The organism is Occallatibacter sp., assembly GCF_036502485.1.
Lineage (GTDB): Bacteria > Acidobacteriota > Terriglobia > Terriglobales > Acidobacteriaceae > Telmatobacter.
In genome coordinates this window covers 1-23966 of sequence record NZ_DASXYM010000061.1, presented here as the reverse complement: position 1 = coordinate 23966, position 23966 = coordinate 1, and the positions used below count along the sequence as shown (strand labels likewise).

Sequence of the window (23966 nt, the reverse complement as noted above, 5' to 3'; positions counted from 1 at the left end):
ACAGGCAACAGGCAACAGGGAGCAGGCAGCAGGGAGCAGGAGATAGAACAGCGGGGGTCAGGCATTTGCCTGACACCCGCTCTGTTTGGCGTTGCGTTACGGAACGGTGACGGTGAAGGATTTCTTGACCAGAGACTGGTCCCATCCGGCGGCAAAGACGGTGACATTGTGGCTGCCGGGGGTGAGGCTCACGCTCTTGTTGAGGAAGGTGTAATTGGAGAAGCCGTCGATCTGCACGGCACGTTTGCTGCCGTCGATCCAGATTTCGACATCGCGCATGGGCTCGGTGCCTGATGCGCCGATGGCGAAGGGAACAGGAGAAGCGGCTGAGGACGCGGGAGAGCAGACGTTGATGCCTTTTGCGGCTGCAGGGGCATTGCACGTGGGGAAGCTGCCGGAGGTGGTGTTGATCTGCGTGGTAGTGGTGTAGCCGTCGCAACGGGAATCAGCACACTGCTGGATCACGAGGTCCGGTTTGGTGTCGAGATTGCCGCGCACCACCATGGGCGGATAGGGTATGCCGTATGTCATGCCGTCGCTGGATTTTTGTGCCCAGTAGACGGTCTGATCGGCATTGTAAGAGGCGTTGGCATTGCGGGTGAGAACATCGACATAGGGCGGGCCGAAGTACGCGTTGCTGCTATCCGCTTCCTGGACGATGAGGTCGTTGTAGCCGTTGCCGTCTAGATCGGCCACCTGGGCGGCGCCCGCGATGTAACGACCGACGAGCACAGAAGTGTGATTGGCGAAAGTGCGCCCCGTGTCGCCGTAATAGATCAGGACGCGATTCTTGTAAATCTGGGGCTGAACGGCGAGCACATCCGACCTACCGTCACTGTTGGCGTCGCCCACGGTAAAGGCGACATAGTTGTCGGAGGGCGTGGTGTCGGTCGAGGAAGTCAGGTTGATTGTCCTGGTCACCGGGAAATTACCCGCGCCGTCGCCGTAGAGGATGTAGGCCTTGCTGTAGGTCGTGTTATCGGTGAGCATCAGGTCGGCTTTGCCATCTCCGTCGAAGTCGCCGAGTTTAGCCCAGACGCCGAGCACTCCCATGGTGGGTCCGGCCGTAAATGTGCCGTTCCCCTTTCCGAAATAGACGTAGAGCCGGCCTTGGGAGGTCCAGGCCAGGTCGGTGAGATTGTCGTGGTTGAAGTCTGCGGCCACAGCACCTTCCGCGCTGCCTTCGCTGCTGTTGATGCTGACTGTGTTGTGCAGCGTAAATGTTCCCTTTCCGTTGTTGGCGTAGATGTAGATACCGTAGAAGCCATAGGCTGCTATGTCGATAAAGCCGTCGTTGGTGAAGTCGCCAAACACGAGGTTGCCGACCTGCGTATCGTTCGCGGGAACGGTGTAGGTCACGGGTGCGGCGTAAGTTCCGTTTCCGTTGGCAAGCTGCACGGCGAAGGTGTTTTGATCCCCGGCCTCGGGGTGGTATCCAAACGCGATGTCTTCATAGCCGTCGCCGTTCAGATCGGCATGAATGTACATGGGGGCGCCGCCCCCGAAATTCTGACTGTTGGGTTGCGTGTGGTTCTGGAAGCTGAGGGTAGCTGGGAAAGCTGCGGCGGGAAGGGCAAGAAACACCGCCAGGCGGGCACACGACATCGCTAACCGCATGGTTACAACTCCAGGGTCTTTAGATTTAAGTGCTAAGAGGGTACAGATCCGTACAGCCGTGAGATGCACGGGGGATTGGGGCGTGGTTGCCCCGAGACCCAAAAAGCGAATGCCGGTCACGATACACTGAAGAGTCAACAGGACTGAAGAAACCTATGTTTGAGAACCTTACAGAGAAGCTGCAGCGGGCATTCAAGCACCTTCGGGGGCAGGGCACGCTGAGTGAAGAGAACATCCAGGAAGCGCTGCGGGAGATCCGCGTGGCGCTCCTGGAGGCTGACGTCAACCTGAACGTGGTCAAGGAGTTGATCGATCACATCCGCGAGAAGGCGGTGGGCGCGGAAGTGATGACGGCGCTCTCGCCCTCTGAGCAGGTGATCAAGATTGTCCGCGATGAACTGGTAGGCCTGCTGGGGAAAGATACGGCGCGGTTCAAGTTTGCTTCGCAGCCGCCCACCGTGATCCTGATGGCGGGCCTGCAGGGTTCGGGTAAGACGACCACCTCGGGCAAGCTGGCTGCGTGGCTGAAGAAGGGTGGACATCGCCCCATTTTGGTCTCCGTCGACGTGTATCGTCCCGCGGCCCGCGAGCAGTTGAAGGTTGTGGCGAAACAGATTGACGCCAAGATCTACGAGGGCGACCTGAAGGGGGAGCAGCCGGGGTCGAAGCTTGTGGAGAGGCTGGCCAACGAGGCGCGGCGCGAGGCGCGCAATTTCGGCTTTGACACGCTGATTGTGGATACCGCCGGCCGCCTGCACATTGACGACGAGTTGATGACGGAGATGGAGGAGCTCAAGAAGCTGCTCAACCCGCAGGAGATCCTGTTTGTCGCCGATTCGATGACCGGACAGGATGCGGTCAACTCCGCCAAGCAGTTCCACGACCGCCTGGGGTTGACGGGCGTTGTGCTCACCAAGATGGACGGTGACGCGCGCGGCGGTGCGGCGCTGTCGATACGTCATGTGACGGGGCAGCCGATCAAGTTTATCGGCACGGGTGAAAAGGCTGATGCCTTCGAGGCGTTCCATCCCGACCGCATCGTGGGGCGGATTCTTGGCATGGGCGACATTCTCTCGCTGGTCGAAAAGGCGGAGGCGACGCTCGATCGCAAGAAGTCAGAGGAGTTTGCCAAGAAGGCGCTGTTGGGCGACGGGTTTACGCTTGAGGATTTTCGCGACCAGTTGAAGCAGATCAAGAAGCTCGGGTCGATGGAGAGCATTCTGAAGATGCTGCCATCGGTTGGCCCCTTCGCGGGCATGCAGCAGGCCGCCAGCCAGGTGGATGAGAAGCAGTTTGTGCGGCTGGAGGCGATGATCAATTCGATGACGCCGCTGGAGCGGCGAAACCACGAGATCATCTCCGGTACGCGCCGCAAGCGCATTGCCGCGGGCTCGGGGACCAGCGTGCAGGAAGTGAACCAATTGCTGCGGCAGTATGCGCAGATGTCCAAGATGTTCAAGTCCATGGGCAAGGGCGGGCTGGCCAAGCAGATGATGCGCGGGGGCATGGGCGCCCTGGGCATGGGCCGGCAGAAGTTCGGACGGTAAGCAGGGTGCGCATGACCACGACCAGCTTGCAGGATCAACTCGACGAGATCACCTCCAACACGCGCCACCTGGTGCAGGAGGAGCGGCTGGCGATCAGCGAGCGTGCCGTTGAGGGGCTGATGCTCACGGGCATCGAGGAGCGGATTCTCCCCGTGGGCGCCACTGCGCCGGAGTTCAAGCTGAAGGACGCAAACTCGAAGTGGGTGGGTTCGGCGGACCTGCTAGGTCTGGGGCCGCTGGTGGTGAAGTTTTTTCGTGGCCGCTGGTGCCCTTACTGCATGACGGAGCTGGAGACGTGGCGCGATCTCTACGGGCAACTGCGTGAGCGGGGCGCGCTGCTGGTGGCGATTGGACCACAGGTCGAGCGGCAGAGCGACTTTATGGCCGGACAGCACGGGCTGCCGTTCCCCATTCTCACGGACATGGGCAACAAAGTCGCGGAGCAGTTCGGCCTGGTGTACACGCTGCCCGAGTCGATGCGCGAGTACTACCGCTCCATTCTGGTCAACATTCCGTTTGTGAACGGCGACCAGAGCTGGCGGCTGCCGCTGCCGGCGACGTATGTGATCGGCAAAGACGGCAAGGTGCTGTTCGCGGAGGCGCATGCGGATTTCAGGGTGCGGCCCGAGCCGGAGGAAGTGCTGGCGGCGGTAACGGCGGCGTTGGGACGCTAGTTCCGATTTGCCATTGCAATTGCGGAGCGTTTCCATTTAGACAGAACCTCGGCAACGAGGTCGTTTTGTGAATTGGAATACCTGAACCGGTTTGGAAACTACGTGTTCTGTCTCGTGTGGAGCGGGATGCTCTCATTTGAGTTCGCAGCAGCCGGCGATTGGATCATCGGATACATTGCGGGCCGGACCGTCGCGACGAACGAACTGCGGGACTGGCGCCTCGAACTGCACACGCTGGCTCGTGAGCTGAACGCCGAGGCGAACGGAGACGCGAAACCCAGCCCCCGCCTATTTCATTGGATGACTTAGGGATGCTGCGGCTTTATCTCCAGTGACACCCCTCACGAGAAACACCTTGCTGCGGTTTGTTTCGCCGGAGATGAGTGTGACGTCGCGGCGCGGCAATGAGAACAGGTCAGCCAGAAAAGCGATCAGCGCGTCGTTGGCGCGGCCTTCGATGGGTGGGGCATGCACGGCGATCTTGAGCTGCACCGCGGCGCCTTCGCCGTAGACGCCCATGATCGCGGTCTTCTTTGCGCCGGGCTGCGCGCGTATGGCCAGGGTCACGCCTTCGGCGGTCTCGCGGAGATAGGCGCTCATTCCGCCGGGCCTGTGTAGGGTGCGCGCCTGCCGAACAGCGCGGTGCCGATGCGGACGCGGGTCGCGCCTTCTTCGATGGCGATGCGGAAGTCTCCGCTCATGCCCATGGAGAGGACTTCCAGGTTGAGGCGCGGATAGGCTGCAGCCCAGCGGTCGCGCCACTGGCGAAGGGAGCGGAAGCAGGCGCGGGTGACGTCTTCCGCCACGCCCCACGGTGCGATGGTCATGAGTCCGCGAGCGTGGAGATGCGGAAGTTCGGGCAGGCGTTCGAGTAACTGAGCGGTTTCGCCGGATCCGGGATCGATGCCGGCTTTGGTTTCTTCGTCGCTGAGTTTCACTTCGATGAGGACGGGGAGGCGTTTGCCGAGTTTGGCGGCGGCTTCGTGGAGGCGTTCGGCGAGGCGGAGGGAATCGAGGGAGTCGATGGCGTCAAAGACCTCGGCGGCTTTGGCGGCTTTGTTCGATTGCAGGTGGCCGATGAGGTGGACGCGCATCGGCTCGCCGGAAGCGGCGATGGCGCCGGTGGCACGCCACGGAGCCAAGTGCTCGGCTTTGGCGGCAAACTCCTGGACGCGATTTTCGCCGAAGAGGCGCAGGCCGAGCTTCGCGGCCTCGTCGAGGATGGCGGCAGGATAGGTTTTCGAAACCGCCATCAGTTCCACTCCGCTGCGTGGACGGCCGGCACGGCGGCAGGCGTCGGCGATCGCGGCTTCTACGCGGGCGAGATTTTCGCGGAGTTGCGTTGTGGCTTGTTCGGCCAACCGTAAATCCTTTGGAGATGGGATCGCCAGGAGTGACTCAAGGCGTGTGGTTGGGAACCATCCCTCAGGGGCAAAAGCCCTCCTCATTTTAGCGGAGCAATCGGCCCGGCTGAAGCCGTGCCCATGTTACAAAGCCAGCACGGCCGAGGTTGGCGGTGGAGAACAGCAGTCAGTCATGGCGCCTTCGTCACCCAAGATCACGAAGGGGCGGGATCAGGGGTGCGGGTGGGGACAGCGGCGCGACACACGGTTGGGAGGCGGGCGGCACTGGGCTCCTCAGCGGCCGTGCTCTTCCAGATACTTTTCCACCTCGAGGGCGGCCATGCAGCCGGTGCCGGCGGCAGTAATGGCCTGGCGGTAGCGGCGGTCCTGCACGTCGCCGCAGGCGTACACGCCTGGCACGACCACGCCCTTGTGCGTGGTGAACACGTTGTCTTTGGTAAGCACGTAGCCCTCGGGGTCGAGGTCGATCTGGCCGTGGAACGCTTTCGCATTGGGCTCGTGGCCAATGCCGAGGAACATGCCGCTTACGGGAAGGACGGTCTTGACGGCGGTGAGAATGTCCTTGAGCAGCAGGCCCTTGACCTCGTTGTCGCCCACGCCGAGCACTTCTTCGACCACCACGTTGGTGCGCAGCTCGATGTTGGGGTGCGCCATGGCGCGCTCCAGCATGATTTTGCTGGCGCGGAAGCTTTCGCGGCGGTGCAAGAGGTATACCTTGCTGGCAAAGCGGGTGAGGAACAGCGCTTCCTCCATGGCCGAGTCGCCGCCGCCGATTACCGCAATCTCAAGCCCGCGGAAGAAGAAGCCGTCGCAGGTGGCGCAGCTCGACACGCCGTGCCCGATCAGCGCCTGCTCGCTCTGCAGCCCCAGCCAGCGCGCGCTGGCGCCGGAGGCGATGATCAGGGACCGCGTGTGGATTTCGCCGATGGAGGTTTTGAGCTTGTGCGGGTAGGCGTTCAGGTCGACGGAGTTCAGGTGCGCCACCTGGAACTCGGCTCCGAAGCGCTGCGCCTGCTTCTTCATATTGTCGATCAGCTCAGGGCCTTGAATGCCCTCCGGCCAGCCGGGAAAGTTTTCCACCAGGGTGGTGATGGAGAGCTGGCCGCCGGGCTCATGGCCTTCCAGAACAAGGGGCTTGAGGTTGGCGCGCGCCGCGTAGATGGCCGCCGTCAGGCCCGAGCAGCCCGAGCCGATAATTACCGTATCGCGAGTTTCGATCATTGCGGATTTTCCCGATAGTTCCTGTTCGATTGTAGCCGGGCGAAGCGGCGCTGAACCGGCCTGCCGCCAAACGAGCGCAACGCTCGCAGGCCGGACACTGCAGCCGGGCCTAAGCGCTCCGGCGCAGATCAGAAAACGCTCATCTGTGAGGATTTTCTAATCTGCTTATGCAATTAAGATGAACTTCATGGCGAATCTGACTCTTGTATACGGATTGCGGCTGCTCCCGGAAGGCGAAGTGAAACAGGTCAACGACGCCACCCTTACTCTGGCCAACGGCAACGAGGCCCACGTCACCATGCACGTCCTCGAGGGTTCGCGCGAGGAGATCGAGGCGCAGCTCAAGCAGAGCCTCGATGCGTTCTTCGACTTTTATCCTGAGATCTAGGTGGGCAGGTGATCCAGTGGCCAGGTGACCCGGTGAGTGCCTGCATGGCTGGAACGCGTTGTGGCTTCAGTGCACCTGGGCTGCCGTCCGATGCTCGCGCGGGGCGTCGCTGGGCCGCTTTACCCGGAGGTTGTCGAGCGCGTAGTCGATGTAGCGCTTTTGCAGGTGCGGCGGCTGCTCCATAAAGCGGCAGGTGGCCACGATCTGGTCCATGATGAAACGCGGTTGGTAGGCGGCCAGCTCCAGCCCCTTGTCGATGGTGATGCGGTCCACGATGTAGTTGAAGACATCATCGGGCATGGGGACGCCGGCGCGGTCGCACTCGCTCTGGAAGATACGGCGATAGCGCCCCGCATCCGGGCCGCCCACCTCAATTTTGTAGGGCAAGCGCCGCAGGAATGCGGGGTCCATCAGGTCTTCGGGATCGAGGTTGGTGGAGAAGATCACCAATTCCTCGAAGGGGATCTTGAAGCTTTTGCCGGAGTTGAGCTTGAGGAAATCGAAGCGGCTTTCGAGAGGCACAATCCAGCGGTTCAGCAGGTTGGTGGGGCTCACCAGCTGGCGCCCGAAGTCGTCGATGAGGAAGCACCCGCCGAGGGCCTTCATGTGCAGCGGAGCTTCGTAGTATTTGCCGGTGGGATCCCAGCGCAGGTCCAGCATTTCCAGCGTGAGTTCGCCGCCGACGATCACGAATGGCCGCTTGCACGGGACCCAGCGCAGGTCCGGCTCGCTCTGCCGGATGAAGGAGACGTCCTCCTGGCCTACGCCCACGGGCGCGACCTCAATGTGAATGCTGGGGTCGAACAGGCGGATGATCTGTCCTTCAATCGCGACCGCGTAGGGAATATAGATGACGTCCTGAAACACCGACGCAAAGCGGACCGAGACCGTGGTCTTGCCATTGCCGGGCGGCCCATACATCAGGATTGCGCGGCCTGAGTTCAGCGCGGGCCCGGCCTGCTCAATGACGTCGGGCCCCATTTCGAGCGAGCCCAGAGCCTCGTTGATGCGCGCCATGGTGATGACTTCGTTGGTAGGTTTTTGCGCATTCACCTGCTCGGTATACACCTCCATGGTCACGGGGGCCGCGCCCGCGTAGCGCGAGCGTTCCATGGCTTCCAGAGCGGTTTTGCGGCCAACCTCGGTGAACATGTAGGCCATATCCAGCAGGTTGTCGCTGGCGCGGCGGCCCAGTGTCTGGAGATACAGACGGTCTACCGCCTTCTGCACCAGCTCCGCGACCATGTGGTAGGGGAGCTTGATCTCCGACATGAACTGCCGCACCGTCTCCAGCCGGCCCACGTAGATGTTTTTGAGCAGCAGTTCCACCAGTTCGGTCTCATCAATGCCCGTGGAGGCGATGCTCTGCGGCTCTACCGGGATGCGGTTGATGAAACTCGACAGGGTACGCTGGTCGATGGCGCCGATGGCTACCAGGTTCTCTCCGAGCCTTCCGCCGAACTGCCGGCCGCGCTCCAGCGCGCGCTCCACATCGTTCGGCGTCACCCGCCGCGCCTGAATCAGCAGATCGCCCAATCGCATTACGGTTCCCATGGCACCCTTCCCGCTCGAAACGCCAATCCTGCTCCATCAATCCCTGAATCTGTTCCGCCCCGGCGCGCCCGCAGCCCGGTACACGTTGTAAGGGGGGCCCGCATGTGTTGACTCGGAGGAATGGCTTTCATTCTAGCGAATGAAGGCCGCCGCGCAACCGCATCCTTGGTGAGCCGCATGTCACGAACGGGTTATTGCTCATCTGCGATCTGCTCCATACGACTTTGTTCCTTTGGCTGTTTCGCTGGCTCAGTTCGCGCGGCCCAACATTAGACGTTTCCAATCCCCTTAACCTGAGGAGGGTCTCAGAAATGCACCTTTGCGGACGGAGCACGCTTCCATGCATTCTTCTGTCCGCCTTGCCGCCCGCCTGATTGTTCGCCTTGCTGTCCTGATCGTGCTTACGTTGCCCTGCGCGCTGTTTGCCGGCGGACCCCGCCTGGTCGCGGGGACCACGTATTTTGACCCTTCGGCGATGGGACGCCCCATTCACTGGGGCGCCGGCCAGGTTAACTACTATGTCGACCAGGGCCCGCTCAGTGCCTCCGTCACCCACGATCAGGCGGTCGCGATGGTGGATGCTGCCGCTGCGCTGTGGAGCGCCGTGCCGACCGCAGCCGTTTCGCTCGTCGATAAGGGCATGCTGGCAGAGGACGTGAGCGGCTTCAACGCCGTGGCGGGGCACGGCAACCTCATTGCGCCGAACGATGTGGCCTCCACGGCCGCGGGCTATCCGATTGCGGTGATCTTCGATGCAGACGGAACGGTGATTGACAGCGTCCTGGGCGCCTACGCCAGCGATCCTCTAAGCTGCAACACCACCGGCGTCGTGGTCTGGACTGACAACATCATCAACGCCGACGCGACGCTCGCCCACGCGGCGATGGTGCTGAATGGCCGCTGCACCGACACGCCCAACCGGCTGCAGATGATGACTTTTCTGCTGGAGCGCGCCTTTGGGCTGGCGCTGGGTCTGGGACCCTCGCAGGTCTATCCTGACGCCCTCAAGCAGATGCGCTCCGACCAGGCGCAGGCCTGGCCCGTGATGCAGCCCCTCTCCGGCGCCTGTGGACAGAGCGGCGGCCGCTGTATCCCGAACCTGCAGGCCCTGCAGCCGGACGACATCGCCGAACTCAATCGGCTCTATCCAGTCACATCCGACAATCAGGGCGCGCTGCCGGGGAAGATCCTCACGGCCGCCCACACCGTGTCCATCCAGGGAACCGTCGCGTTCCGCGGCGGCACGGGTATGCAGGGCGTCAATGTGGTGGCGGTTCCGCTCGACGCTAACGGAAAACCACTGGTTCAGTACACCGTGACCGCGGTTTCGGGCGCGCTGTTCAGCGGCAATCACGGCAACCCCGTCACCGGGTGGAACGACCTCAACGGAACCCCGCTCTCGCAGTACGGCTCTATTGACCCAGCCCGGCAGGGGGCCTTCGATCTGAGTTACATGCCCCTCCCGCCCGGTATGACCTCGGCGACCTGGCAGATCACCTTCGAAAAAATCAACCCGCTCTACATGATGAAAGAGACGGTAGGCCCCTACTACTGGGGAGCCCGATCCTTCCGGTACGCTGAGCCCTGTCACCGCGGACCTCCAGCAGGGCGACACGAAACTCCTCACCGTGAACGTCGCTGACTCCGCAGCTACCGGTTATAGCGATGCGATCTCGACGGAGGAAGCGCCACGGCTGCTGCCCACCAGCGGTTTCTGGTCCGGTCGGCTAAGCCAGGTGGGCCAGGCGGACTGGTTCAACTTCCCCGTGCAGGGCAACCGTCTGCTCACCATCGTGACGCAGTCGGTGGACGAGCACGGGCTGGCAAGTTTCGTGAAGGCTATGCCCGCAGTAGGAGTGTGGGACGGCTTCGATGCCGTGGGTGCGGCGTCCGTGGGCTATGGGCCTGCCTTCAACGGCTACGCCACGGGCGAAACGTGGCTGCGCGTCGCGACCCAGGGAGACGACGTGCTGCGCGTGGGCATTGCCGACCAGCGCGGCGACGGCCGGCCTGACTACGCCTACAACGGCTGGGTACTCTACGCCGACTCTGTGGAGCCCTCGCACCTGCCCTCCTCGGGCGGTCCCATCGTCATCCATGGCATGGGGTTCCGCGCCAACGACACCGTCCTGGTAGGAGGACACTCCGCGCAGGTCACCAGCATCTCCCCCAACGAGATCACCGCCATCGCTCCCGCAGCTGCGAAAAACGGAACCGGCACGGTAGATGTGGAAGTCGATGACGCCGCGCAGTTCTATGCCGCTGCGATGATCGGTGGCGCCCTGAGCTATGACGCCGGAAGTGGCGACGCTCTTATTCTGGTCAGCGCCCCCGGCAACACCATTCCCATCGGTGTACCAGCGCCGTTTACCGTCAACGCCATGGGTGGGGACCTCAAGCCCGCCGGCGCTGTCACGGTCACGTGGCGCGTGAAGAGCGGCACCGCCAAACTCGGGTGCGGCGCGGCCGCTTGTACCGTGACTACCGCGGGCGACGGCAGTGCCAGTATGAATGTGACGGCTGTGGACGCGACTGCCTCCGTTGTGATGGCCAGCCTGTGTGATGGCGCGAGCCTGCTGGCCAGCTTCAACGGTGGCACTCCACCGACGGTGGCCTCTCTCACGCCGTCGCTCTCCGTTGTCGCCGGCGCCACCGTGATCTGGACCACCCAGGCCCTCGTGCTCAAAGACGGCGCGCCGCAATCGGGCCAACTGGTCCGGTGGCAAACCGCTCTGCCCATGAAAACCGATTCCACCAAGCCGGTTTCCTCCGCCGAGAACGGCGTGGCCACCAAAGCCATCACGGTGGCCGCAGTGACTGCGGGCAGTACCGCCACTGCCAGCGCCTGCCTCAACGGAACTACAGACTGTGTGAGTTTTACTGCTACGGGGGTTGCCCCTGAAAGCGCGCAAGTGGAAGCCGTTTCCGGCACAACACAGAGCCTGCCCCAGACCGGCACCCCCGGCGAGATCGTGCTGCGAGTCCGGGATGCTGCGGGAAATCCGCTGGCGGGCGCCACCGTCACTTTTTCGCAGGCGGTTTACGCCTGGGCGGCGCCCTGCCCGCCGCATGGCCGCTGCGATCAGGCGGAGCTGCTTGCCAACCAGACGGCTACCGCCACATCAGGTGTGGACGGCACGGTCAGCTTTGCTCCAGCGACCGTGGCGGGCGTTGCGACCAACACCCTGGGGATTGCCGCTGCCGGGGGCTCCAGTACCGTGGGAATTGTTATCGAACGAAGGCCGTGATACGCCGGAAGCGTTAGTTTGCAGCACCCGCGACTGCGGCCGCCACATACTGGTGCGATTCCCGCACCCGCGCGGCCTGGGTGGCCAGCATCTCCCGCACCGGCTGTGGGAGGTCCATCTCCAGGGCATCGGCATAGGCTGTCAGCATGGACCGCTCGCCTTCTTCCGCAATCTCGAGAAGGCCCTGGTCACTGCCGCCCAGCTTCGCCTTGAGGCCGGCCCACGCCCGCACCACGGCGGCCGACGCGGTTCCGTCCTGATCGATATCGCGCGCACCCTCGCGGTGCAGAAAGCCTTCGATCTCTCCGCGAAACTCGGCACGCTTCAGGCTCTCGGCCAGAAACCACCGACGCAGCGTCTCACTTTTCGTGTCTTCGCCGATGCTCTTCAAGTTGTTCTGCGCATCAATCAGGTTCTCCACTACGACGCGCAGAATTCCTTCGGCTTCCATCTGGTCTTTCGACGGCATGCATTCCCTCTGGGTAAACAAATAGTGGGAGAAAACTGCTGGGCGAGAGTCCGGCGGCTGCCAGTGCGATTCTCCTTCGCCGCCGGCAAGAAGGAGAAATCGCGAAAACCCTTCTCCTCTCGCCCTGGTACTGCAACTGCCCTTACAACAGCCCCGGAGGCGTTGCTTTGCACTCCGGGGCACTGGGTTTAACCGAGTTGTCAAGGTCGTTCTGAACATCCAGCCGGCAAACTGGCCGGCCCGGCGTTCGTTTGAGTAGGACGCAGGGGCCGCTCAGGGTGTTGCTTCCGCTTCTTTCGCCCGCGTGGGCGGTGCCGCAGAGCGATGCCCCCAAGCCTTTGGAACTGCGGCGGTGCTATCCTTGAAGCCCGTAAGGAGGCCGGCAAAGTGAAGACCCGCCACACCCGCGTCTGGCTGATGATTGCCTCGATCGCAATTGTGGCGGCCCTCCTGCTCATGCTGGTTCCCCATGGCGTCCCCGGGCACGCCGCTGACTGGCTGGCCATCCTCCCTGTTCTTTTCGCAGGAGTTCTCGCGCTTCCCGGCCCAAGGAAGGCGCTGGCGTCTTGCGACGGCGCCGATTTGCCGCATGCACCTGTGCTTCCTCAGCTCTTCCAGCGCCCCCCACCCTTCCTGTTCGCTTAGCTCCAGAAATAACGGATGCGGCAAGGCACGTCCGCCTTGCCGTGTGCCCGTCTGTTTTTTCAAAGCTTCGCCGGAAATCCTGAGAGGGCTTATGCACGCCAGTGCTCTTGACGCCTTGTGTATGGCTGCGTTCAGCGTGCCATTCCTGACCGTGGTTCTTATTCTTCTGTATTACAGCCTGCTGCGGGGCCGTTACCGGCTCTACCGGAGACTAGGCCGGAAGCCCGGGTTCTGCCCGTCCGCCGCCGCGTTGGGAATCGCTTTGCAGTTCCTGCAGGTGGCTTACCGCCCATCGGTGGCCTATGTGGTCAAGGCGAAGCTGGAGGAGGACGAAGACGAGGACGACAGCGGCGATCCTGACAAGCTCAATAAGCACCTGGGGCGGCAACTGCGCCGCATTCGCCGCGGCGAACCGGTCGACCGGTTGATCCTGCGGATATGACTTTCTGGCGCTCTACTGGCTGCCGCTCTCTTTCTGCGCATCGCGCGCCCGATTGCGCAACGTATTCAAGGAGCCGCCGCGTTGCCCGGAAAAGCCTGGGCCGGGTGACCGCTGCTCGAATTAATGCGCTCCCGGCGGGGGCGCCACATACTTTTCAGGTTTCTTGAACAGCCACACCGCCACCGCGCAGAAGAAGGCCAGCAGGGCGGTCCAGCGGAAGATGTCCACGTAGGCGCGGAGGGCGGCCTGCTGCATGAGCTCGCCATACATCAGGCCCAAGGCGCCGGGGCGTGCGGCTCCGCGGCCCAGCTGGTGCGAGAGATAGCCGCCGATCATGGTGGCTTTGTGTTGCAAGGCCGGGTCGGACGGCGACAGGTGTGCGCCGATCTCGGTCTGGTAAAAGGCCGCCCGGCGGACGAGGGCCGTCGACGCCATGGCGATGCCGATGGAACCGCCGATATTCCTGAGCATGTTGAACAGGCCGGTGGCGTTCCCCATCTCCTCGCGCGGAATGGTCGAGGTGGACATGGTGGCCAGCGGCACGAACACAAAACTCAGCGCGAAGCCTGTGAACATGATCGGCCAGAGCAGCGTGGTGGGCCCAATGTTCAGGTTGACGGAGCCGAAGATCATGGAGCAGACCCCGAACCCCACAAACCCGACGCTGAGCAACTTGCGCGGATCGATCTTGTTCCCCAGAAATCCGATAATGGGCGACCCGACAAATGATCCAATGCCGCGCGGGCCCACCACCAGCCCCGCGGAGAAGGCCGTGTAGCCGAGAATTTCCTGGTAATACAGGGGCAGAATCGCAATGGTGATGTAAATACACATTCCCAGCAGCGCAATCAGGAAACAGCCGGTGCGGAAGTTGCGATCTTTCAGTACGTGCAAATCCAAAAGCCCGCGGCTGCGGAACCACGATCGCCACACCCAGGCCACAAATGCCAGAATGAGCGCCGCCACGGCCCAGCGTACCCACACGGCGCCGAACCAGTCGTCTTCCTGCCCTTTGTCGAGGACGATCTGCAGGCACCCGGTCCAGACGATCAGCAGCCCGAAGCCGATATTGTCGAAGGGGCCCACCTTGGCGTTCTTGATATAGGGCGGGTCGTGGACAAAGCGGGTGATCATGATGACGGCGAGGATGCCTACGGGGATGTTGATGTAGAACGCGTAGCGCCAACTGAATGTATCGGTCAGCCAGCCGCCCAGAGTGGGCCCCACCACCGGCGCCACGACAATGCCCAGCGCGTAGGCCGCCATGGCCTGCGACCGCTTGTGCACTGGAAAGCTTTCCAGCAGGATGGACTGCGATAGGGGCTGGAGCGCCCCGCCTCCGGCGCCCTGCAGCACCCGAGCCAGCAGAATGACCGCGAGCGAGGGGGCTGCCCCGCAGAAGAAGCTGGCAATGGTAAATATCACCACGCAGAAGAGCAGGAAGTTCTTTCGCCCAAACCGCCGTGCAAACCAGTTCGACGCAGGCAGAATCACGGCGTTCGCCACCAGGTAGCTGGTCAGCACCCATGTAGCCTCGGAGTTCGAAGCCGACAGGCTGCCGGCAATGTAAGGCAGCGCTACCGAAGCAATCGCGGTGTCGAGCACCTCCATGAATGTGGGCAGCATGACCGACAAGGTCACCAGCCAGGGATTCACGCCCTGCGTCAGGGGATAGCGCTGCATGGCAGGCGAAATTGTCGTGCGCCCGAGTGGCTGGCCGGGTTGTAGGGTGGTGGTGGTCATTGGAACGCGGGACTACTCAGGGTAAACCACTTGTCATTGGGACCCGCGCAGCGGCAGGTGAGGATTCCTGCATTCTGTTGCGCGAACACGTGTGAGGGCCGTCACAGCAGTCCCGGAAAGGGAAGCTGCACAATCTTCTCAGTGCCCTCCTCCGGGACAGCCTCCCGCCGGGGTGAAGAACATTCAGGAGAAACTCGGACACCCTCCCCCGTGGGATCTCCCTTCTTCGCCCCAGCAACCTGCCAGCAAACGAAAATCAGTCCCACAATGAGTGACGGATGGCATTGCACTGAAACTCGGACTAATTTAGTCTTCGTTTAGTTCGGATATGCGACCAAAAGAGTCGCATATGCAAAACGGAGGCTTCCTTGTACCGTATTTTTCTCGCCCATGTCCTGCTTGGCGCCACTTGCGCCCTTTCCCTTGTGGCCGGCAGGCCAGCCGTCGCCCAGGACAAGCCTTACTTTGTCACCTACACCCACGACCTCGAAGAACCAGGCAACCTGGAGATCGAGACCAAGACCTCGCTGGGCCGTCCGCAGGGAGGCAATCACTTCGGCGCCCTCTCCACTGAATTTGAATACGGCGCCCGCGCCTGGTGGACCACGGAGTTTTATCTTGACGGTCAAACCACGGCCAACGAATCGACCATCCCCACCGGCTTCCGCTTTGAGAACCGCTTTCGCCCCTTGATGAAGGAACACGCGATCAACCCGGTTCTCTACATCGAGTTCGAGAACATCAACGGCGCCGACAAAACCATCCTTGAAGTGGTTGGCCACGATGGTCAGGCCGACCTGGCCGAGCACAACGGGGACGCGCGCGAAGACCATGAGCACGAGGGCGAGTTCAAACTGATCCTTTCCTCCAATGTCCACGACTGGAACATCTCCGAAAATTTCATCGCTGAAAAGAACTTCGCGCACGAGCCGTGGGAGTTTGGCTATGCGGTGGCGGTCTCGCGGCCCCTCAAGACGTCCCTCAGCCTGCGCGAATGCACGTTCTGCCTGGAGAAGGTGACCGCGGGCGCCGAAGCCTACGGTGGGCTGGGTGACACGTGGGATCTGTCCCTGCATGACACCTCGCATTACATTGCGCCGGTAATGGGGTGGTATCTTCCGGCACGGATGCGCGTGACCTTTTCGCCCGGCTTCGGCTTGACGGGTAGCAGCCTCGACCGTGTTTACCGCGTGGGATGGGCATACGAAATGCCGCAGATTGGATCGCTGTTCCGCAGCCACAAAAAGGAGGTGGTGCGGTGAGGCGCTGGCTGATTCTGACATCTCTTTTTGCGCTGGTCCTCGGCGTCGCAGCGGCCATTGAACCGTCGCACTTCGCAGGCGTGCCAGCCAAAGACCATGCCCGCGTCAATCCCATGGCAGACAAGCCGGACGCCGCAACCGCGGGCGCTTCGCTCTTCAAAGCCCACTGCGCGGAGTGCCATCAGGCAGATGCCAGCGGCGACGGGAAGAAGAAACCTTCGCTGCGCACGCCCCAGGTGAAGTCGGCGACCGACGGCGACCTTGAGTGGTTTCTGCGCCAGGGCGATCTCCGCCACGGGATGCCCTCCTGGTCGGGGATTCCCCAGGCGCAGCGCTGGGCCATCATCTCTTATCTGCGATCTCTTCAGTAGCAGGGCAGCAGCAAATTGCGCCTCGACGTTCGCCCGAAACCCCCGGAGCGATCACCCGTCGAGGCGCCATCCTCTCCTCCCATAACGTTCCGGCCTATGCTCCTGCCTTTCTGCTCGGCGGGTGCGATTCCGAGCCTCCGGATCACCTTCCGGCCGCGAAATGATTCTTAGCAGAGATGGCCTCGCTTCGAGGGGCGGCACGAATTTACGGACAGTCTGAAAGCGGCAGATCAACTACCGTAGCCGAACTCCGCAGAACGAAAGGACTTTCCCCATGGACGTTGTTGACAATCCCTCACGGAGAAAACAGCTCATTCGCCGGGTCACCCCGATGCGCTGGGCAGCCCCAGGCCGTTGGGCAGCCCCAAGCCGTTGGGCAGCACTGAGTATCTTGTTCCTCGGATGCGTAGCGGCCGTGGCGCAGGACGATCAGGATCCTCCACCGGAAGCCGGGCGATTATCCGCCATTACCGGAAATGTCAGCGTGCAGCCAGCCGGCGCGCAGGACTGGGGTCAGGCCTATGCCAACCTGCCCCTTGGACCCGGTGACCGAATCTATACCGACGCGAGCAGCCGCGCCGAAATCCAAGTCGGGCAGACCTATATACGGCTGGGGCCGAACAGCGACGTGACGCTGGTGGATGCGACCAACGAGGCGATCACCGTGGGGGTAGGCGCGGGATCGCTCGATGTGCATACTTTCGGACTGTGGCAGAACCAGCAGCTCCAGATTCAAACGCCTAGCGGGACCGGGACCGTGTATGGGCCGACGGATTTTCGTGCAGACGTGTACGCGCCGAACGACCAAGAGAATCAGGAACCATCAGCGGCCTTCACTCCGGTCAACGGCAGCGTGGATGTCTCTGGCGCCGACGGTGTCGGGGCTACGGTGCAGGCCGGACAGTCCTTCGCATTGGCGGGAACGAACCCGGTGGATCCGCAGTGGCTGGAGCCGCCTGCGCCCGATGATCTGGATCAGTGGAGCCGCATGCGGGACAGGCAGGTGTCGCAAGCCCGGTCTTACCAGTATGTGAGCCGCGGCATACCCGGCGGGTACGAACTGGACCAGGCAGGCCAGTGGCAGACGGGCACGGAATACGGGAACGTCTGGTTTCCCCGTGTCGATCAGGACTGGGCGCCCTATCGTAACGGTCACTGGATTGATCGCGACCCCTGGGGCTGGGTATGGGTGGAAGACGAGTCCTGGGGCTATGCGCCCTTCCACTATGGCCGCTGGGTGAACTATCAAGGCCGCTGGGGATGGATTCCGGGACCGGCGCAGGAGCATCCGGTTTGGTCTCCGGCGCTGGTGGTGTTTGCTGGAGGAATCCAGGCTGGAGGCGGGGACCTCTCCGCATGGATCCCGCTGGGACCGGGCGAACCCTATCGCCCCTGGTATCCATGCAGCCCTCGGTATGTGGACCGCGTAAACATCACCAACATCCAACCGGCTCCCCGGGTGCATGTGCGGACCACGTACGTGAACATCACCAATGTGACCAACATTACCTATGTCAATCGCACGGTGGGAACCACGGCGGTTCCGCGTGAGGCGTTTGCCACGGGCAGACCGATACGGCAGGCGGTGGTTCGGGTAACGCCGCAGCAGTTGCAGCAGGCGCGGGTGGAGGAGCGTCCCGCGGTGCAGCCGAACCGGGCAGCCATGATCGCCCGGCCCGTAGTAAAGCCGGTGCCGGTGAAGGCTCGTCCGGTATTGATCAACGCCAAAGGCCAGGCGGTGGCGGCCAAGCCGCACGCGCAACCTGAGGCTCCCCCGGTGCGGCAACGGGCGGCGGCGCCACGGCCGATTCCGGGCCGCAAAACGGTAGCTCCGCCTGCCAATGCCAAGATGACGCCGGCGGCGCGGCAGGCTGCGAAGGCACGCCCCGCGCAGGGTGTAGCGGGCGGTCAGGGACAGCAGCCAAACGCGCAGGGTCGGCCGCAGCCGGGAAACCAGCCCGGCAATCGGCCCGGGAATCAGCCTGGCAATCAAGGTAACCCAAACATCGCGCGCCCGGGGAGTCAGCCTGGCGTCAATCAGCCGGGTGCGAAGCCCGGGAACCAACCGAAAAATCAGCCAAACGCGCGGCCGGGGAATCAGCCTGGCGCAGAACCGGGCGCCCGACCCGGGACTCAACCAGGCGCTCAACAGCGTCCGGGAACGCAGCCGCAACCCGGAGTGCAGCCCGGGCAGCGTCCGGCTATCCCTCCGCAAACGGCACGACCCGGTCCTCAGGAGCCGCAGCGTCCGGGTGTCACGCCGCAGCGGCCAGGGCAACCTCCTGCCGCGGGACCGGAGCAGCGTCCGGGGCCACCGGCGGCGAGACCGCCGCAGGATCAATCCCGGCCCGAGCACCCGGGAGTGACTCCGCAGCGTCCGGGGGCAGAGCCTCAGCCGAACGCGCAACCCCACCCGACTGCACCGCCATCCGCACGACCGGCACCGCAGCAGCGGCCGGCAAGGCCACCGGAACGGCCGGAGCCCGCGCCGCAGCATCAGACGCCGGAATCGCGCCAGAGCCCTCCTGCAGAGCGGCCTGCCCAGCCAGCGGCACGGCCTGAAAACCGGCCGCAGCAACGGCCTCAACAGCCGGCAGCCCGGCCCGGTGCTCAACCGGAGAATCATCCCAAGGCCGAACCGCAGCCGGACAAGAACAAACCGAAGAAGCCGGAGCAAATTCCACCTCAGTAAATCCGATCAACCCTGTCGGGCGGTTGCGCAGCAGATGTGCGGCCGCCCGTCCGGGGCCGTGTTTCTCAGGGCTTGGGAGCTCTACTTCCCGTCCCGCTTTTGTGCGGCGACTCACAAACACCCGCTCAACAAAAGTTGACACTAATACACTCAATGCTGCATCTTAACGATGTCAGTACTTTTGGAGCGGGAGCCGGACAATGGCAAAAATCATCGGAATCGATCTTGGAACCACCAACTCGTGTGTGGCGGTTCTGGAGGGCGGAGAGCCCAAAGTTATCCCCAATGAAGAGGGTGCGCGCACGACGCCCTCGATCGTAGCGTTCGCCAAGAACGGCGAGCGGCTGGTTGGTCAGGTCGCCAAACGGCAAGCCATCACCAACCCTGAGAACACAGTTTTCTCCATCAAGCGCTTTATGGGCCGCCGCTTCAATGAAGTGAACGACGAGATGAAGATGGTGCCCTACAAGGTGGCGCAGCAGGGTGATCATGTCGCGGTTGTGGCGCAGGGCAAGGAGTACACGCCGCCCGAAATTTCAGCCATGATCCTTCAAAAGCTGAAGAAGAGCGCCGAAGCCTACCTGGGCGAGACCGTCTCGGCGGCCGTAATCACGGTGCCGGCCTACTTTAACGACGCGCAGCGCCAGGCCACCAAGGATGCCGGCAAGATTGCCGGGCTGGATGTGAAGCGCATTGTGAACGAGCCCACCGCGGCCGCGCTGGCCTACGGGCTCGACAAGAAGAAGGACGAAACCATCGCCGTGTACGACTTTGGCGGCGGCACGTTCGACATTTCGATTTTGGAAGTGGGCGAAGGCGTCATCGAAGTGAAGTCGACCAACGGTGATACGCACCTGGGCGGCGACAACCTTGACCAGCGCATCGTGGACTGGCTCATCTCCGAGTTCAAGAGCGAAGAAGGCCTTGACCTCAGTTCGAAGGGGAACGAGATGGCCCTGCAGCGGCTGAAGGATGCCGCGGAAAAGGCCAAGATCGAGCTCTCGACTACGCTGGAGACGGAGATCAATCTGCCGTTTATCACGGCGGACGCGACCGGCCCCAAGCACCTGGTGCGCAAGCTGACGCGCGCGAAGCTGGAGCAGATGGTGCAAGACCTGCTGGAGCGGTCGCTGGAGCCGTGCAAGAAGGCCATGTCGGATGCGGGCGTGAAGACGAGCGACATCGACGAGGTGGTGCTGGTTGGCGGCCAGACCCGCATGCCCAAGATCCAGGAGATGGTGAAGCAGCTCTTCGGCAGGGAGCCCCATCGCGGCGTGAACCCCGACGAAGTGGTTGCTGTGGGCGCAGCGGTGCAGGCCGGGGTGCTGGCTGGTGAAGTGAAGGATCTGCTTTTGCTGGACGTGACGCCGCTGACCCTGGCGATTGAGACGCTGGGCGGGGTGGCCACGCCGATGATTCCGCGCAACACCACGATTCCGACGAAGAAGACGGAAACCTTCTCGACGGCGGCGGATTCGCAGACCGAAGTGGAAGTGCACGTCTTGCAGGGCGAGCGCCCCATGGCGGCGCAGAACCGCACGCTGGGCAAGTTCAAGCTGGCGGGTATTCCCCCGGCGCCGCGCGGAGTGCCGCAGATCGAGGTCACTTTCGACATCGACGCCAACGGCATTTTGAACGTGACGGCCAAGGACAACGCGACAGGCAAGGACACGCGGATCCAGATCACTTCCAGCTCCGGCCTCAGCAAGGACGAAGTGGAGAAGATGGCCAAGGAAGCCGAGGCGCATGCGGCCGAGGACAAGGAGAAGCGCGATGAGATTGAAGCGCGCAACTCGCTTGACTCGATGGTCTACAACATCGAGAAGATGCTGAAGGACTCGGGCGACAAGGTGCAGGCCTCCGATAAGGGCGATGTGGAAGCTGCCTTGGCCGACGCAAAGAAGGCACTGGCAGAGAACGCCCAGGCCGCCGATCTGAAGGCTGCGCTCGAGAAGCTCACGCAGTCGAGCCACAAGCTGGCCGAGGCGATGTACAAGGCCGGTTCGGCTCAGCCTGGTGCTCCGGCAGGCGAAGCCGGCCAGCCCGCGGCCGAGCAGAAGAAGGACGAAGGTGTAATCGACGCCGAGTACGTGGACGTCGAAGACAAGAAGTAAGCCAACCCCGCCCTCCAGGCGGAAGGAGCAACAGGACGGGGTGAGCGGCGAAGGTCGTTCACCCCGTTTCGTTTCAGGCGGTACGGACAGTCGGGACGTCTAACGTTTAACGTGTTACGATAAGCGCTAAGCATGATCCAGACGTTCGCGGACACGGAAACCGAGGCGCTCTTCCGAACAGGAAAGAGCCGCCAATGGAAGAGCATAGCGCGGACGGCGGTGCGCCGAATGCAGGCACTTGACTTTGCTGGCGCCATGGAAGACTTGAAGAATCCGCCTGGCAACCGGCTTGAACGCCTGAAGGGCGACCGGAAAGGCCAGTGGAGCATTCGGATCAACGAGCAGTTTCGATTTTGCTTTCGCTGGGAAGGCAAGGATGCTTGGGACGTGGAGATTGTGGACTATCACTGAGGAGATTGGCAGATGAGTATTCCCCGAAAACCCGACGAGCGCAGCGTTCCGATTCACCCGGGGGAGTTTCTGCGCGAGGATTTTCTTGCCCCGCTGGGTCTCTCGGCCAATGCTCTGGCACTTGCGTTGCGAGTACCGGTAACGCGCATCTCTGAAATTGTGAGAGAACGCAGAGGCATTACCGCTGACACCGCGCTTCGTCTGGCGCGCTATTTTGGGACCACGCCGGATTTCTGGATGAAGATGCAAATGGCATACGATTTGGCGGTAGCGAGCAAAGAATCGAAGAAACGGATCGAGGTTGAGATTTTTCCCGCTCCGCGAACAGATTCGGGAGCACTGAGAGCAAGACAGATCGCCTAGAGAACAGGCTGAATTACGAGTTCAAATAGACCATGCCCACGACCCAGAACAAGGACTACTACGCGACGCTTGGCGTGAAGAAGACGGCCACGCCGGAAGAGATCCGGAAGGCTTTCCGCAAGCTCGCGCGCAAATATCACCCCGATGTGAACCCCAACGACAAAAAGTCTGAGGAGAAGTTCAAAGAGATCTCCGAAGCCAACGACATTCTGAGCGACGAGAAGAAGCGGAAGGTGTATGACCAGCTTGGTTTCTACTCTGACCAGATCGATCCGGCGCAGGCTGAGGCTTACGCGCGCCAGCAGGGGCACGGCGGCGGTCCTGTGGACTTTGGCGGCTTCGATTTTTCGGGATTTCAGGGCGGCGGCGCGGGCGCGCAACAGGGCGGAACCGGGTGGTCAAGCTTCAAGGACATTTTCTCCGGAATCTTTTCAGGCCAGCAGCAGGAGCGGCAGCGTACGCGCGGTCCTCAGCCCGGCAGCGATCTCGAATACCAGGCCACGGTGGATTTCTGGACCGCGATCCGCGGCGGCCAGGCGCGGCTCCAGGTGCACCGGCAGGACACCTGCCCCACCTGCCACGGCCAGTCCACCACAGGCAACCCCATGAGCTGCCCCGAGTGCAACGGCACCGGGCAGGTGACGCAGATGGGCGGCCGCATGAAGTTCAACATCCAGTGCCCGCGCTGCGGAGGGACCGGACGCGCCGCGAGCGATTGTGCTACGTGTCACGGCCAGGGGGTGGTGGACCGTACCGAGACCGTGGAGTTCCGCATCAAGGCGGGCACGCGCGACGGGCAGCGGATCCGATTGCAAGGGAAGGGAAATGCCGGTACCAGCGGGGGAGCGGCGGGCGATCTGTTTCTGATTGTGCGCGTGGGCGCGCACCCGATCTTCACACGCACCGGCGACGATATTCACATGACCGTGCCCGTGACGGTGCCCGAAGCCAGCCTGGGCGCGAAGGTGGAAGTGCCGACGATTGACGGCCGGGCGCAGTTGAAGATTCCGCCCGGCACGCAGCCGGGGCAAAAGCTGCGCATGCGGGAGCGCGGGGTAGAGAGCGCGCAGCACGCGGGGATGCGCGGCGACCAGATCGTCACCATCCAGGTGGTCACGCCGCACCTGCAGGACGAGCGCAGCCGCGAAATCATGCGCGAGCTGGGCAAGCTCAACCCGCAGGATCCGCGCGAGCAGTTGTTCGAGAAGATTTAAGGGCAGGGATTAGGCATTAGGGATTGGAAGACCGGATTGGTGAGCGATGCCTGCGAAACGCAAGTCGAAGGGTGCTTACATGATCTCGGCGGTGGCCGAGATGTACGAGATTCATCCGCAGACGCTGCGCCTCTATGAGCGCGAGGGTCTGCTGAAGCCGTCGCGCACCGAGGGCAATACGCGGCTCTATACCGATGAGGACCTGGAGCGGCTGGAGTTCATCCTCAATTTGGCGCGCGACCTGGGCGTGAATATCGCCGGCATCGCCATCATCCTGCAGATGCGCGAGCGCATGGAGGAGATGAACCGCCAGATGCACAGCTTTGTCGAATACGTGCGCTCCGAGATGCTCACCCACATCACCCAGGCCGCCGGCTCAGCCTCCAAGTCGGCCATCGTGCCGATGCGCAAGCCCATGATCGTTCCGCGGCCGGTCGCCCCTGCCCCCTCGAAGCCGCGCGGCGGCCCCAGGTCATAAGAGCCCGGTTATTCTGAAAGAGCGGAACTCGGATGTCTCTGGCATTGCTTATCCTTATGTTTTTGGCCTGCTTTGGCCTCGTTACGTCCACCGTCTTTGCCGTCATGGTGTTCGGTGGCATGCGCCACTACATGCGCACCTGCCGCTGT

The 23966-nt window shown here is 62.6% G+C and carries 23 protein-coding genes; 16 read left to right on the top strand and 7 right to left on the bottom strand.

Annotation, left to right across the window (positions count from 1 at the left end; all coding sequences use genetic code 11):
• Positions 1-96: 96 nt before the first annotated feature.
• Complete coding sequence (locus VGL22_RS09350) at positions 97-1617, bottom strand: FG-GAP repeat domain-containing protein (RefSeq protein WP_465266641.1); 1521 nt, start codon at positions 1615-1617, stop codon at positions 97-99.
• Positions 1618-1772: 155 nt separating this feature from the next.
• Here VGL22_RS09350 and ffh point away from each other — a divergent pair, with 155 nt between their 5' ends.
• The 3 genes from ffh (at position 1773) to VGL22_RS09335 (ending at position 4147) form a co-directional block, all read left to right on the top strand.
• Positions 1773-3164 (top strand): signal recognition particle protein, encoded by a 1392-nt coding sequence (gene ffh / locus VGL22_RS09345; protein ID WP_465266640.1) that lies wholly within the window; start codon positions 1773-1775, stop codon positions 3162-3164.
• An 11-nt stretch (positions 3165-3175) separates the two neighbouring features.
• The gene (locus tag VGL22_RS09340) at positions 3176-3838 is read left to right on the top strand and encodes a peroxiredoxin-like family protein (protein ID WP_465266639.1); all 663 of its coding nucleotides are present in this window, start codon (positions 3176-3178) and stop codon (positions 3836-3838) included.
• A gap of 126 nt (positions 3839-3964) precedes the next feature.
• Positions 3965-4147 (top strand): hypothetical protein, encoded by a 183-nt coding sequence (locus tag VGL22_RS09335; protein WP_465266638.1) that lies wholly within the window; start codon positions 3965-3967, stop codon positions 4145-4147.
• On the opposite strand, the gene VGL22_RS09330 is transcribed toward VGL22_RS09335, so the two are convergent.
• The 3 genes from VGL22_RS09330 to trxB all read right to left on the bottom strand — a co-directional run bounded on the left by VGL22_RS09330 (position 4127) and on the right by trxB (position 6423).
• Positions 4127-4438 (bottom strand): DUF167 domain-containing protein, encoded by a 312-nt coding sequence (locus tag VGL22_RS09330; RefSeq protein ID WP_465266637.1) that lies wholly within the window; start codon positions 4436-4438, stop codon positions 4127-4129. The two genes, VGL22_RS09335 and VGL22_RS09330, sit on opposite strands and share 21 nt — an antisense overlap.
• Positions 4435-5199, bottom strand: a complete 765-nt coding sequence (locus VGL22_RS09325) for a YggS family pyridoxal phosphate-dependent enzyme (RefSeq protein ID WP_465266636.1) — start codon at positions 5197-5199, stop codon at positions 4435-4437. The genes VGL22_RS09330 and VGL22_RS09325 overlap by 4 nt, the downstream gene beginning before the upstream one ends.
• 276 nt (positions 5200-5475) lie before the next feature.
• Entirely contained in the window at positions 5476-6423 is a 948-nt protein-coding gene (gene trxB / locus VGL22_RS09320) for a thioredoxin-disulfide reductase (RefSeq protein ID WP_465266635.1), read from the bottom strand.
• 187 nt (positions 6424-6610) lie between these two features.
• Between trxB and VGL22_RS09315 the strand changes: the two genes are divergently transcribed.
• Positions 6611-6811 (top strand): allantoinase, encoded by a 201-nt coding sequence (locus VGL22_RS09315; protein ID WP_465266634.1) that lies wholly within the window; start codon positions 6611-6613, stop codon positions 6809-6811.
• Positions 6812-6877: 66 nt separating this feature from the next.
• Here VGL22_RS09315 and VGL22_RS09310 read toward each other — a convergent pair whose 3' ends face one another.
• The gene (locus VGL22_RS09310; RefSeq protein WP_465266633.1) at positions 6878-8365 is read right to left on the bottom strand and encodes an ATP-binding protein; all 1488 of its coding nucleotides are present in this window, start codon (positions 8363-8365) and stop codon (positions 6878-6880) included.
• 340 nt (positions 8366-8705) lie between these two features.
• Between VGL22_RS09310 and VGL22_RS09305 the strand changes: the two genes are divergently transcribed.
• Both VGL22_RS09305 and VGL22_RS09300 read left to right on the top strand, forming a co-directional pair.
• Positions 8706-10007 (top strand): hypothetical protein, encoded by a 1302-nt coding sequence (locus VGL22_RS09305; RefSeq protein ID WP_465266632.1) that lies wholly within the window; start codon positions 8706-8708, stop codon positions 10005-10007.
• Positions 9994-11613: an IPT/TIG domain-containing protein gene (locus VGL22_RS09300; RefSeq protein ID WP_465266631.1), complete on the top strand. Its 1620-nt coding sequence runs from the start codon at positions 9994-9996 to the stop codon at positions 11611-11613. Before VGL22_RS09305 ends, VGL22_RS09300 begins: the two co-directional genes overlap by 14 nt.
• Before the next feature lie 13 nt (positions 11614-11626).
• On the opposite strand, the gene VGL22_RS09295 is transcribed toward VGL22_RS09300, so the two are convergent.
• On the bottom strand, positions 11627-12082 hold the full coding sequence (locus VGL22_RS09295) for a PA2169 family four-helix-bundle protein (protein ID WP_465266630.1): 456 nt from the start codon (positions 12080-12082) through the stop codon (positions 11627-11629).
• A gap of 324 nt (positions 12083-12406) precedes the next feature.
• Between VGL22_RS09295 and VGL22_RS09290 the strand changes: the two genes are divergently transcribed.
• Entirely contained in the window at positions 12407-12727 is a 321-nt protein-coding gene (locus VGL22_RS09290) for a hypothetical protein (RefSeq protein WP_465266629.1), read from the top strand.
• Between the two features lie 91 nt (positions 12728-12818).
• The gene (locus tag VGL22_RS09285; RefSeq protein WP_465266628.1) at positions 12819-13169 is read left to right on the top strand and encodes a hypothetical protein; all 351 of its coding nucleotides are present in this window, start codon (positions 12819-12821) and stop codon (positions 13167-13169) included.
• Between the two features lie 120 nt (positions 13170-13289).
• Here VGL22_RS09285 and VGL22_RS09280 read toward each other — a convergent pair whose 3' ends face one another.
• On the bottom strand, positions 13290-14912 hold the full coding sequence (locus tag VGL22_RS09280; protein WP_465266627.1) for a DHA2 family efflux MFS transporter permease subunit: 1623 nt from the start codon (positions 14910-14912) through the stop codon (positions 13290-13292).
• 368 nt (positions 14913-15280) lie between these two features.
• On the opposite strand from VGL22_RS09280, the gene VGL22_RS09275 reads away from it, so the two are divergent.
• The 8 genes from VGL22_RS09275 (at position 15281) to VGL22_RS09240 (ending at position 23817) form a co-directional block, all read left to right on the top strand.
• Entirely contained in the window at positions 15281-16174 is an 894-nt protein-coding gene (locus VGL22_RS09275) for a hypothetical protein (protein ID WP_465266626.1), read from the top strand.
• Positions 16171-16545 (top strand): c-type cytochrome, encoded by a 375-nt coding sequence (locus tag VGL22_RS09270; RefSeq protein ID WP_465266625.1) that lies wholly within the window; start codon positions 16171-16173, stop codon positions 16543-16545. The genes VGL22_RS09275 and VGL22_RS09270 overlap by 4 nt, the downstream gene beginning before the upstream one ends.
• 391 nt (positions 16546-16936) lie before the next feature.
• The gene (locus VGL22_RS09265) at positions 16937-19237 is read left to right on the top strand and encodes a DUF6600 domain-containing protein (protein WP_465266624.1); all 2301 of its coding nucleotides are present in this window, start codon (positions 16937-16939) and stop codon (positions 19235-19237) included.
• Between the two features lie 200 nt (positions 19238-19437).
• A complete protein-coding gene (gene dnaK, locus VGL22_RS09260) occupies positions 19438-21351 on the top strand; it encodes a molecular chaperone DnaK (protein WP_465266623.1) in 1914 nt (637 codons plus the stop codon).
• 132 nt (positions 21352-21483) lie between these two features.
• Positions 21484-21762, top strand: a complete 279-nt coding sequence (locus VGL22_RS09255; protein ID WP_465266622.1) for a type II toxin-antitoxin system RelE/ParE family toxin — start codon at positions 21484-21486, stop codon at positions 21760-21762.
• A 12-nt stretch (positions 21763-21774) separates the two neighbouring features.
• The gene (locus VGL22_RS09250) at positions 21775-22125 is read left to right on the top strand and encodes a HigA family addiction module antitoxin (RefSeq protein WP_465266621.1); all 351 of its coding nucleotides are present in this window, start codon (positions 21775-21777) and stop codon (positions 22123-22125) included.
• A 32-nt stretch (positions 22126-22157) separates the two neighbouring features.
• Positions 22158-23339: a DnaJ C-terminal domain-containing protein gene (locus VGL22_RS09245; protein ID WP_465266620.1), complete on the top strand. Its 1182-nt coding sequence runs from the start codon at positions 22158-22160 to the stop codon at positions 23337-23339.
• Between the two features lie 46 nt (positions 23340-23385).
• Entirely contained in the window at positions 23386-23817 is a 432-nt protein-coding gene (locus VGL22_RS09240; RefSeq protein WP_465266619.1) for a MerR family transcriptional regulator, read from the top strand.
• Positions 23818-23966: the final 149 nt, after the last annotated feature.